This window comes from Dietzia sp. MNB45 (genome assembly GCF_051994785.1).
Classification (GTDB): Bacteria; Actinomycetota; Actinomycetes; order Mycobacteriales; family Mycobacteriaceae; genus Dietzia; species Dietzia kunjamensis.
In genome coordinates, this window is the sequence record NZ_CP163397.1 from 1,448,594 (window position 1) to 1,460,652 (window position 12,059).

The window sequence follows — 12,059 nt, forward strand, 5'->3', positions numbered from 1 at the left end:
CCCCGAAAGGCCCGCTGGAGATGACCGAACGACGCAGCCCGGGAACGGGCGCCCGGGTCCCCTCGGGCGCCACGCGCGGCACCGCGCCGGGAGCCGGACGGCCACCGAACCGGTTCGGCAGGGTCCTCACCGCCTCGGCGACCGAGCGACGCTTCACCTTCATGCGCTCCGCCTTCGCGATGATCATGGTCATCGCGCTGGTCAAGCTCTTCTGGGTGCAGACCCTCGGGGGAACGGAGCTCGCGGCCCGCGCCGAGAGCCAACGCCAGGTCCACGAGGTCCTGCCCGCCACGCGGGGAGCGATCGTCGACCTCAACGGCGACCCCATCGCGTTCACCCGCGAGGCCCGCGATCTGTCGATCCAGCCGCTGGTCGAACAGCGCAACGCCGAGGCGCGACGGGAGCTCGACAGCACCAAGCCCACCTGGGACGAACTGGTCGAGGAGATCGCCGACGAGTTCGAGACCGTGCTCGGTGACGCCGTCGACCGCGACGAGATCGAGGCCAAACTCACCTCGGAGGGTGGCTTCACCTATCTCGTCCGCAACGTCGACGTCACGCTGGCCAACGCCATCACCCGCGAGTACCCCATGATCGGGGCCGAGCGGGTCGACATCCGTGAGTACCCGGGGGGCGCGCTCGCCGCGAACGTCGTCGGTGCGACGACGAAGAGCGACGAGGGCAAGCTGATCGGGCTCCAGGGCATCGAAGCGCACTTCAACGACGAACTGGACGGGGAGGACGGGCGGCAGACGTTCGACCGGGCCCAGGACAACACCGTCATCCCGGGCACCCTGCGCAACGTGACCGAGCCGCGCGACGGCGACACCATCCGCCTCACCCTGGACGCGGACCTGCAGTGGCACGTGCAGAAGGCCGTCCAGACCGCCAAGGACACCTCCGGAGCCGAGACCGCGTCCGCCGTCGTGCTCGATGCGCGCACCGGTGAGGTCCGCGCGATGGCCAACGACAACACGTTCAACCCGGCCGTCGGGGTCGGTGCCGAGCTCGAGCGGGGGGCGGACCTGGGCAACCCGGCGATCACCTCGCCGTTCGAACCGGGCTCCGTGCAGAAGATCATCACCGCCGCCGCCGCGATCGAGGCGGGGCTGACCGATCCGAACGAGGTCCACTCCGTGGACGGCAGCATCCGCATGGAAGGTGTCACCGTCTCCGACGCGTGGCAGCACGGCCCCACCCCGTACACCACCACCGGCATCTTCGGGAAGTCCTCCAACGTCGGCACACTCATGCTCGCCCAGCGGGTGGGCAAGGAGCCGTTCTCCGAGTACCTCGACAAGTTCGGCCTCGGCCAGCGCTCGGGGATCGAACTCGCCGGGGAGTCCGAGGGTCTGGTGCCCGACCTGCAGAACTGGCAGGGCGGCACCTTCGCCAACCTGCCCATCGGGCAGGGCCTGTCCATGACCACCCTGCAGATGGCGGGCATCTACCAGACCATCGCCAACGACGGTGTCCGCGTGCCGCCGCGGATCGTCGCCGAGCGCGTCGGCCCCGACGGCGAGCGCACCGAGACCGAGCGTCCCGAAGGTGAGCGGGTCATCAGCACCGAGACCGCCCGCACGGTGCGGGACATGTTCCGCTCCGTCGTGCAGTCCGGGGGCACCGGCCCGCAGGCCGCGGTCGCCGGCTACCAGATCAGTGGTAAGACCGGCACCGCGCAGCAGATCGACCCCGGGTGCTCCTGCTACTCCAACTCGCGCTACTGGATCACCTTCTCCGGCATCCTGCCCGCCGACGACCCGCGGTATGTGATCGCGATCATGCTCGACGCCCCCTCGCGCGGCGTGCTCGGGGCCTCCGCGGCCCCGCTCTTCCACGACATCGCATCGTGGCTGGTCAATCGCGACAACATCCCGCCGTCCGCCCCCGCGCCGGAACTGGTCCTGCAGGCGCGGTGATCAGCGTCCGGCAGGGTAGCGTGTAGCGGGTTCACGGGAGGGTAGCGAGCAAGGAAGGCGGGGCGAGGACAGGCGATGACGACAGCGCGAGAGCTGGCAGACGCGGTGCGGGCCACCCTTCTCGGCGACAGGACCCGGGGTGGTGACGACCTCGTGGGTGCAACGATCCGCGCACAGGACTGCGGCCCCGGGATCCTCTTCGCGGCACTGCCCGGCACGCGGGTCCACGGCGCCTCGTTCGGCGCCACCGCGATCGAGGCGGGCGCCGACGCCGTGCTCACCGACCCCGAGGGTCTCGAGATGATGGCCGCCGTGGCCGACCGGGTCCCCGTCCTCGTGCATCCGGACCCCCGATCCGTCCTCGGCGCGGTGTCCGCGGCGGTCGCGGGAGACCCCTCCGCCGCACTCGACGTCGTGGGGATCACCGGGACGTCCGGCAAGACCACCACCTCCTACCTCGTCGAAGCCGCGCTCGAAGGCGGCGGCCATGTCGCGGGCCTCATCGGCACCACCGGGAGCCGGGTCGACGGTCGGGCGCTGCCGAGTCGCCTCACGACCCCCGAGGCCCCCGAGTTCCAGGCCCTCCTGGCCCGGATGAGGGATGAGGGGGCCCGCGCGGTCGCGGCCGAGGTCTCCAGCCACGCCCTGCGGCTCGGGCGCGTGGACGGCACCAGGTTCGCCGTGGGTGCCTTTCTCAACCTGACCCAGGACCACCTGGATTTCCATCCGAGCATGGACGACTACTTCCGTGCCAAGTGCCGTCTGTTCGACGCCGAGGCCGACCCGGGGTCCGCGGTCCGCCCCGCCGAGCGGGCCGTCGTCGTGGTGGACGACGACTGGGGCCGGAGACTGCTCGGGATGCGGCCGGACGCGGTCACGGTCTCCGCCGAACCCGGGGCCGACGCGGACTGGACGGCGGGGGAGTCCGCGACCACCGATCGCGGCACCCAGACCTTTACCGTGCACGGCCCCCGCGGGCTGACCGCCGACGTCGAACTACCGCTGCTCGGCCGGTTCAACGTCGCCAACGCTCTTGTCGCACTGGCCGTCGTCGATGCCCTCGGCTCGGACGTGGCAGGCGCGGCGGCCGGTCTGGCGCGCGTCCGGGTCCCCGGCCGGCTCGAGCCCGTCGTGCGGGGCCAGGACTTCCGGGTGCTCGTCGACTACGCCCACAAGCCCGGCGCGGTCGCGGCGGTGCTCCGGTCGGTCCGCGCGCAGACCGAGGGCCGCATCGCGGTGGTCCTCGGTGCCGGTGGTGACCGCGATCCGGGCAAGCGCCCGCTCATGGGCGCCGCCGCCGCCGAGGTCGCCGACCTGGTCGTGGTCACCGACGACAACCCGCGCAGCGAGGACCCGGCCGAGATCCGCGCGGCGGTCCTCGCGGGCGCCGAGTCCGCCGCCGGTGACGACACCCTGATCGAGGAGGTCGGTGACCGGGGAGCGGCGATCGCCACGGCGATCGACTGGGCCCGCACCGGGGACGTCGTCGTGATCGCCGGCAAGGGCCATGAGACCGGTCAGGAGAGGAACGGGACCGTGTTCCCGTTCGACGACCGCACCAGAGCCGCCGAAGAACTCATCAGACGACTCGGATACGCCGCCCCCACGGGCGAGACGGAGGACAACGCACCATGATCGACCTCACCCTCGGCGAGATCGCCGGGATAGTCGGCGGTCGGTTGGTCGGTGGAGACCCCGCGTCGGCCGTCACCGGTTCCGTGGAGTTCGACTCCCGCCGGATCGGGGAGGGCGGGCTGTTCCTGGCCCTGCCCGGGGAGCGCGTCGACGGTCACGACTACGTCGCCCGCGCCCTCGACGCCGGGGCCGCCGCGGCACTCGTCGCCCACGAGGTGGACGGGGCGGACGGCGCGCAGATCGTCGTGCCCGCGGTCGACCGGAGGCAGACCAACGCCATGGCGCTCGCCGCGGACACGGACGGCTCCGGCGCGTCGGTGCTCGCCGCGCTCGGCGCCCTCGCCCGCGCGAGTGTCGACCGGCTGGTCGCCGACCACGGTCTGGTCGTGGTGGGGGTGACCGGTTCGTCCGGCAAGACCAGCACCAAGGACCTCATCGGCGCCGTGCTGTCCGCGGCCGGCACGGTCGTCGCGCCACCCGGATCGTTCAACAACGAGATCGGGCATCCCTGGACCGCGCTGCGCGCCGACTCCGGCACCGACTTCCTCGTCCTGGAACTCAGTGCCCGTGCGCCCGGGAACATCCGCGAGCTGGCGGCCCTGGCACCGCCCCGGATCGGCGTCGTGCTCAACGTCGGCACCGCACACCTCGGCGAGTTCGGCTCGCGAGAGCTCATCGCCGCCACCAAGGGCGAACTCGTCGAGGCCCTCCCGGACGCCGCCCACGGCGGGGTGGCCGTCCTCAACGCCGACGACGAGCGGGTCCGGACCATGGCCGCACGCACCGCCGCCGAGGTGGTCTCCGTGGGGGTGGAGGGAGCCGCGGACGTCCGTGCGGAGCGGGTACGGCTCGACGACGAGGTACGCGCCTCCTTCCGTCTGGTCACCCCGCGGGGTGAGGCCGATGTGGCGCTCCGTGTGCACGGGGAGCACCAGGTGGGCAACGCCCTGTCGGCGGCCGCGGTGGGTCTCGCGTGCGGGATGTCGGTCGAGCAGGTGGCCGCGGCCCTGGGCACCGCCCAGGCCGCGTCCGTCCGAAGGATGGACGTGCGGATGACCGCCGACGGCGTCACCGTCATCAACGACTCGTACAACGCCAACCCCGATTCGATGCGGGCCGCGCTAAAGTCCCTGGCCGTCATGGCCCGCTCCGGCGGCGGCCACCGGCGGACCTGGGCGGTGCTGGGGGAGATGGCCGAACTCGGCGCGGACGCGGTCACCGAGCACGACCTGCTCGGGCGCTTCCTCGTCCGCCTGGACGTGTCCCAGCTCGTGGTCGTGGGCCTGGGCCGTCCCCAGCGGGCGCTGTTCCAGGGCGCGATCCAGGAGGGCTCGTGGGGTTCCGAGGCGGAGCACGTCGCCACCGCCGAGGAGGCCGTGGCGATCCTGGACGAGCGCGTGGAGCCCGGCGACATCGTCCTGGTCAAGGCCTCCGCGGCCGTCGGTTTGTGGAGCGTCGCCGAGCACCTGCTCGCGTCGCGTGGTGAGGAGAACCAGTCATGACCCAGATCATGATCGCAGGCATCGTCGCCTTCGTCGTGAGCATCTTCCTCACACCCCTGCTCATCATCTACTTCCGGCGCAAGGGCTACGGCCAGGAGATCCGTCTCGAGGGACCGCAGTCCCACATGAGCAAGCGCGGCACGCCCAACATGGGTGGCGTCGCGATCCTCACCGCCGTGTGGCTCGGGTACATCGTCGCCGGGGTGATCGGCCAGGTCACGGTCGGTGGGGGCGGCTTCACCGCCTCGGGCGTGCTCGTGCTCGGCCTGGCCACCGCGCTGGCGGTGGTGGGGATGGTCGACGACGGACTCAAGGTCTTCAAGCGCCACAACAAGGGCCTGGGCATCCTGTCCAAGACCGCCGGCCAGGTCCTCGCGGCCCTCGCGTTCGGCATCCTCGTGCTGCAGTTCCGCAACGACGACGGGCTCACCCCCGCCAGCACGTCATTGAGCTACGTGCGGGACTTCGTCGCGGTGAGCTTCCCCGTCGTCGTCTTCCTCGTCTTCATCGTCGTCCTCGTCTACGGCTGGTCCAACGCCGTCAACTTCACCGACGGCCTTGACGGCCTCGCCGCCGGGTCCATGGCGATGGTGATGGGCACCTACGTGGTGTTCACCTTCTGGCAGTTCCGCTACTCCTGCTTCTCCACCGCGGAGGGCGTCGACCTGTCGGGCTGCTACCAGGTCCGTGACCCCCTCGACCTCGCGGTGGTCTGTTCGGCGGCGCTCGGCGCCTGCCTGGGCTTCCTGTGGTGGAACGCGGCCCCCGCGAAGATCTTCATGGGGGACACCGGGTCGATGTTCCTCGGCGGCATCGTCGCGGGCGTGTCCGTGGTCTCTCGCACCGAGCTGCTCATGGTGGTCGTGGGCGCCGTGTTCGTCATCGAGTTCGTCTCCGTGCTCATCCAGGTGGCCGCGTTCCGCACCACGGGCCGTCGGCCGTTCCGCATGACCCCCATCCACCACCACTTCGAGAACGGCGGCTGGGCCGAGACCACGGTGACCATCCGGTTCTGGCTGCTCGTCGCGATCTCCTGTGGTCTGGCGATCGCACTGTTCTACGGCGACTGGCTCGCGAGCTCGACGGGATGACCGACATGACCGACACGACCCACACCGCAGGTACCGCCGGCACGGCGGCCGACGCCGGTCCCGACGTGCGCGAGCTGACCGGCTCCCGCGTGCTGGTCCTGGGCGCGGGCGTGTCCGGCCCGGGCGCGGTCCGCATCCTCCACGCGCTGGGCGCCGAGCCGGTCGTCGCGGACTCCCGTCCCGAGGCCATCTCACGACTCCGAGAGGCGCTGCCCGACGACATCGGGTGTGCGGGCGTCGACCTCGACCGCGCAGCCGAGCTCCTCGACGGATCCGATGGTCCGGGCCGTGTCGACCTCGTCATCACGAGCCCGGGCTGGCGGCCGGACTCGCCGCTGCTGCTGGCCGCCGCCGACGCCGGGGTTCCGGTGTGGGGTGATGTCGAACTGGCCTGGCGGGCCGACGCCGCCGAACTGTTCGGGCCGCGACGCACCTGGCTCGCGGTGACCGGCACCAACGGCAAGACCACCACCACCTCGATGCTCGAGGCCATCTGCCTGGAGGCCGGGATGGCCGCGCGCGCCTGCGGGAACATCGGGCTGCCGGTGACGGACGTCCTCCTGGCCGAGCCCCGCGTCGACGTGCTGGCGGCCGAGCTGTCCAGCTTCCAACTGCACTGGGCGCCGAGTTGCCGCCCGGACGTCGGGGTGGTGCTCAACGTCGCCGAGGACCACCTCGACTGGCACGGCTCCATGCAGGCCTACGCCGAGGCCAAGGCCCGTGTCCTCACCGGCCGCGTGGCCGTGGCCGGCGCCGACGACGAGATCGCCGCGCGCCTGCTCGCCGCCGCGCCCGCCCCGACCGCGATCGGGGTGCGCCTCGGTGCGCCCGGTCCGGGGGAGTGTGGCGTCGTCGACGGCGTTCTCACCGCGCGGATCGGCGGTGGTGACGACGACGAGGTGGCGCTGCTGCCCGCAGCCGACGTCCGCCCGGCCGGGCCCGCGGGCGTGCTCGACGCGCTCGCCGCCTCGGCCGTCGCCCTCTCCGTGGGCGCGCGACCCGAGCACGTGGCCGCGGCCCTGCGGGGCTTCACCGTGGGCGCACATCGCGCGGAGCCGGTCGACACGATCGACGGGGTCGCCTACGTGGACGACTCGAAGGCCACCAACCCCCACGCCGCCCGGACCTCGCTGCTCGCGGGCGGGACGATGGTGTGGATCGCCGGGGGCCTGCTCAAGGGCGCCGACGTGGAGCCGCTGGTCGCCGAGGTCTCGGGCGTGCTGCGCGGCGTGGTCCTCATCGGCCGCGACCGTGGGCGGATCGCCGAGGCATTGGCCCGACACGCGCCGGCGGTGCCCGTCGTGGAGCTGGCCTCGGGAGACGATGACGATGCCGCGGGTCCCGACGAGCCGCAGCAGACGATGGACCGGGCGGTCGCCGAGGCCGCACGGATGGCCACCGGAGGCGACACCGTGTTGCTCGCCCCCGCGGCCGCGTCGATGGACATGTTCACCGACTACGGTCACCGCGGGCGCAGCTTCGTCCTCGCCGTGGGCCGCGTGGCCGGGAGGTAGGGCAATGGCAACCGACAAGGCAGCGCGCCAGAAGCCGGTGCGTGAGAAGCCGGTGCGTGAGAAGCCGGTGCGTGAGAAGACACAGCACGAGCGCGCGGACACCGAGACGCGACCGGACCTGCTCGGGCGGATCGCCGCACCCCTGGCCGCCATCAATCGCGCGCCCCTGACCTCGTACCACGTGGTCATGGTGGTCACCGCCCTGCTCACCGTCATCGGATTGGGCATGGTGCTGTCCAGCTCCAACGTGCTCGCCTTCTCCGGCGGCGGCACGCCGTTCGACATCTTCCTGCGCCAGGCGCTCTTCGTCCTCATCGGCTGGGTCGGTTTCGTCACCGCGCTGCGCGTCCGCATCGAGCTGGTCCGGGCCGCGGCGTTCCCGCTGCTGCTGGTCGCGATCGGACTGCTCGTGGCCGTGCTGATCCCCGGGGTCGGGTCCGAGATCAACGGGTCGAAGGGCTGGATCGACCTGGGGCTGTTCTCGATCCAGCCCGCGGAGATCGCCAAGTTCGCCTTCATCCTCTGGGCGTGCTCGGTGGTCGCCAAGCGGATGCGCACGGGGTACTGGCTCGATCTGCTCTTCCCGGCCGTGGTCGGCTACCTCGTCGTGGCGGTCCTCGTCGTCGTCGCCCCCGACCTGGGCATGGCCACCGCGGTGACCATCGCCTTCCTGTGTGTGCTGTGGTTCTCCGGGTACCCCACCCGGCACTTCGTGTGGGTCATCGCGGTCGGCGTCGTGGTGTTCGGCGTACTCGCCGTGGCGTTCGCCTACCGCTTCGAGCGGATCCGGACCTACCTCGACACCTTCCGGGGAGATTTCTCCAACCCCCAGGGCGCGGCCTACCAGTCGTACCAGGGCATGCTCTCGCTGGCCGACGGCGGATTGTTCGGCGTCGGGCTGGGGCAGTCCAGCGCCAAGTGGTTCTACCTGCCCGAGGCCACCAACGACTTCATCTTCGCGATCATCGGCGAGGAACTGGGCTGGTTCGGGGCCGCGGTCGTCGTGTCGCTCTACCTCACCCTCGGGTGGGTCGGCATGCGCGTCGCGCTGCGGTCGGTAGACCCGTTCCGGCGCCTGCTCGCCGGCACCGTCACCGCGACGATCGTCATCCAGGCCTTCATCAACATCGGGTATGTGGTCGGCCTGCTGCCGGTGACGGGTCTGCAGCTGCCCCTGATCTCCAACGGCGGCACGTCGGCGGTCGTCACCCTGACCTCGCTCGGGCTGCTCGCCAACTGTGCCCGCCACGAGCCGGAGGCCATCTCCGCGATCCTCAGCTCCCCGTCGCGGCGCCGGCGCAGCTGGCTCGCGCTGCCCGACCCGCGGCCCTACACGCCCGAGCGGCCGGTCCCGGCCTCCGCCACGCCCGGACGGTCCAGCGCCGGCACCCGCCGGTTCGGGGACCCGGTGACCAGGCCGCAGCCGCCGCGGACCGCCGGACCCGCCCCACGCGACAGGTCCGCGGGCGCCCGCCGCACGGCGCAGCCCGCCCCCGTCCCGCGGCCGCCCCGGGGGGCCCCGAGGCCGCCGGCGTACGAGACGATGCCCATCCCCGCCGAGGCCGCGCGGGACCGTCGTCGCGGCGCCACCGCGATGACCGGCCGCACCGCCCGGCCCGTGCGCGGACGGGAGGCCGAGCGTCGCCAGCCGCGTCGCCCGGCCCCCGACGCCGGCTCCCGGCAGAGCCCCGGCGCCGGTCGCCCGAGCCCGATCCACCGGGGACGGGAGCGATGAGCGCCCCACGCTCCGGCGGGCCCTCCGTCCTGGTGGTCGGCGGCGGCACCGCCGGTCACATCGAGCCGGCGCTCGCCGTCGGCGAGGCCGTCACCGCCCTCGATCCCACCGCGCGTGTCACCGCGGTGGGCACGCCGCGCGGGCTCGAGACCGAGCTGGTCCCGCGCCGGGGCGTCCCCCTCGAACTCGTGGACCCCGTCCCGCTGCCACGCAGCATCGGCGGCGACCTGTTCCGACTGCCCACCCGACTGCTCCGGGCGGTACGGGGCGCGCGGGACGTCCTGCGTCGCACCGAGGCGGACGTCGTCGTCGGGTTCGGCGGCTACGCGTGCGTGCCGGTCTACCTCGCGGCGGCGGCCCCCCTCGGCCGGACGGGCGCCGGCGGGCGGCGTCGGATCCCGATCATCGTCCACGAGGCCAACTCCCGCGCCGGCATCGCCAACAAGCTCGGCGCCCGGTTCGCCGTCGCCACCCTGGCCGCCGTCACCGGCTCGGGCCTCGACGCCCGCGTCGTGGGCAATCCCGTCCGGCGTTCGGTGGCCACCCTCGACCGCGCGGCACTCCGCGCGGAGGCACGCGCCGCCTTAGGCCTCGACCCCGACGCCCCCACCCTGCTCGTGGTGGGCGGCTCGCAGGGCGCGCGCTCGCTCAACACCGCGATGGCGGGCGTCGCCGAGGAGTTCTCCCGCGCCGGCGTCGGCGTCCTCCACGCCGTGGGCCCCAAGAACGTCGCGGACGCCCCCCGGGTGCCCGCCGACGGCACCCCGTACGTGACCGTGCCCTACCTCGACCGGATGGACCTGGCCTACGCGGCCGCGGACCTCATCCTGTGTCGGTCCGGAGCCATCACCGTCGCCGAGGTCTCCGCCGTCGGACTGCCCGCGGTGTTCGTCCCGCTCCCGCACGGCAACGGTGAGCAGGCCCTCAACGCCCGCGACCTGGTCGCCGGCGGCGCCGCACTCCTCGTGGAGGACGGCGCACTGACCACCGACTACCTGCGGACCGAGGTCCTGCCGCTGCTGCTGGACCGCGGCCTCCTGGACTCGATGTCCGCCGCCGCAGTCAGCGGCGGCTCCCGAGACGCGGCGGAGGTCGTGGCGCGGATCGCGCTCGACGCCGCCGGAAAGGCCCCTCTTTGAACGACCAGACCCCGCCGACCACGGCGTCCGTCGATGACGTCCCCGCCACCCTCACCCGCGTCCACATGATCGGGATCGGCGGCGCCGGCATGTCCGGGGTCGCCCGGATCCTGCTCGATCACGGCGTCGCGGTCTCGGGCAGCGATGCCCGCGACTCGGCCGACCTGCGGGCCCTGGCCGACCGGGGCGCGATCGTGCGGGTGGGGCACAGTGCCGAGGCGCTCGGGGCCCACGGTGCACCGCCGGAGATCGTCGTGATCTCCAAGGCCGCGATCCCCGCCGACAACCCCGAGCTCGCGGCCGCGAGGGCCGCGGGTATCCCCGTCGTCACGCGGTCGCAGGTGCTGGGACACCTGGCACGGTCGGGCCGCTCGATCATGGTCTGTGGCACGCACGGCAAGACCTCGACGACGTCGATGCTCATCGCCGGCATGCTCGCCGCCGGCTCGGACCCGTCCTTCGCGGTGGGCGGCACCGTCCTGCAGTTCGGGACCAACGCCCGCGGCGGCAGCGACCCGGTGTTCGTCGCCGAGGCCGACGAGTCCGACGGCTCGCTCGTGCACTACGACCCCGACGTGGTCATCCTCACCAACGCCGAGCCCGACCACCTCGACCACTTCGGCACCGCCGAGGCCTACTACGAGGTGTTCGACACCTTCCTCGCCCGCATCCCCGCCACCGGCGCGCTGGTGGTGTGCCTGGACGACAAGGGCGCCGCCGAGCGCGCCCGGCGGGCCGCGGCGGCGGGCGTCCGCGTGCTGGGATACCGGACCTCCGACGGGCCGGTCTCCGATCTGCCGGTGTCGGGTGAACTCTCGGCGATCGTCGTCGACTCCGCCGGCACCCGCGCCGACCTCACGCTCGACGGCGTCCCCCACGGCGAACTGCACGTCGGGACCCCCGGCGAACACATGGCGCTCAACGCCCTCGCCGCCCTGCTCGCCGCGCGCGAGGTGACCGCCGCCGACGGGATCGCCGCCAGCGGCATCGGCGCCTCCGGGTTCGAGACCGACGGGTTCCTCGCCGGCCTGTCCGGTTTCGGGGGAGTGGGACGACGATTCGAACCCAAGGGGGAGGCCGTCGTCGGAGGCGGGCGCGCGCGTGTCTACGACGACTACGCGCACCACCCGACCGAGGTCGCGGCGGTCCTCGGCGCGGCGAGGGAGATCGTCGAGACGGACGGCGGTCGACTGGTCGCCGTCTTCCAGCCGCACCTGTACTCGCGGACCCGCATCTTCGCCGAGGAGTTCGGCCGGGCGCTCTCGCTCGCCGACCGGGTCGTGGTGCTCGACGTCTACGGCGCCCGCGAGCAGCCCGAACCCGGCATCGACGGCGGTTCCGTCGCGCGGCACGTGACGGTCCCCGTGCAGCACGTGCCCGACCTGGACTCCGCGCTCGTCGCCGTGCTCGGGCTGCTCGAGGCCGATGACGTGGTGTTCACCCTCGGCGCGGGGGACATCACCACGCTCGGTCCGCGGATCGTCGCCGGCCGGGGTCCGTCGGGCCAGGGTTCGTGAGGAGGGC

Annotated in this window: 8 protein-coding genes; all 8 read left to right on the forward strand. The window is 72.9% G+C overall.

What is annotated here, in order from left to right:
- The first annotated feature begins 20 nt into the window (after window positions 1-20).
- A complete protein-coding gene (locus AB5G72_RS07045; RefSeq protein WP_440221293.1) occupies window positions 21-1,919 on the forward strand; it encodes a peptidoglycan D,D-transpeptidase FtsI family protein in 1,899 nt (632 codons plus the stop codon).
- A 75-nt stretch (window positions 1,920-1,994) separates the two neighbouring features.
- Entirely contained in the window at window positions 1,995-3,554 is a 1,560-nt protein-coding gene (locus AB5G72_RS07050) for a UDP-N-acetylmuramoyl-L-alanyl-D-glutamate--2,6-diaminopimelate ligase (protein ID WP_269529423.1), read from the forward strand.
- On the forward strand, window positions 3,551-5,056 hold the full coding sequence (locus tag AB5G72_RS07055) for a UDP-N-acetylmuramoyl-tripeptide--D-alanyl-D-alanine ligase (protein WP_317470809.1): 1,506 nt from the start codon (window positions 3,551-3,553) through the stop codon (window positions 5,054-5,056). Before AB5G72_RS07050 ends, AB5G72_RS07055 begins: the two co-directional genes overlap by 4 nt.
- A complete protein-coding gene (mraY, locus tag AB5G72_RS07060) occupies window positions 5,053-6,147 on the forward strand; it encodes a phospho-N-acetylmuramoyl-pentapeptide-transferase (protein WP_259821346.1) in 1,095 nt (364 codons plus the stop codon). The genes AB5G72_RS07055 and mraY overlap by 4 nt, the downstream gene beginning before the upstream one ends.
- A 5-nt stretch (window positions 6,148-6,152) precedes the next feature.
- Window positions 6,153-7,661: a UDP-N-acetylmuramoyl-L-alanine--D-glutamate ligase gene (gene murD / locus AB5G72_RS07065; RefSeq protein WP_440221294.1), complete on the forward strand. Its 1,509-nt coding sequence runs from the start codon at window positions 6,153-6,155 to the stop codon at window positions 7,659-7,661.
- A gap of 4 nt (window positions 7,662-7,665) precedes the next feature.
- Window positions 7,666-9,396, forward strand: coding sequence for a putative lipid II flippase FtsW (ftsW, locus tag AB5G72_RS07070; RefSeq protein ID WP_440221295.1), 1,731 nt, complete (start codon window positions 7,666-7,668; stop codon window positions 9,394-9,396).
- The gene (gene murG / locus AB5G72_RS07075) at window positions 9,393-10,535 is read left to right on the forward strand and encodes an undecaprenyldiphospho-muramoylpentapeptide beta-N-acetylglucosaminyltransferase (protein ID WP_317470812.1); all 1,143 of its coding nucleotides are present in this window, start codon (window positions 9,393-9,395) and stop codon (window positions 10,533-10,535) included. The genes ftsW and murG overlap by 4 nt, the downstream gene beginning before the upstream one ends.
- A gap of 65 nt (window positions 10,536-10,600) precedes the next feature.
- On the forward strand, window positions 10,601-12,052 hold the full coding sequence (gene murC / locus AB5G72_RS07080) for a UDP-N-acetylmuramate--L-alanine ligase (protein WP_440221477.1): 1,452 nt from the start codon (window positions 10,601-10,603) through the stop codon (window positions 12,050-12,052).
- The last annotated feature ends 7 nt before the right edge of the window (window positions 12,053-12,059 follow it).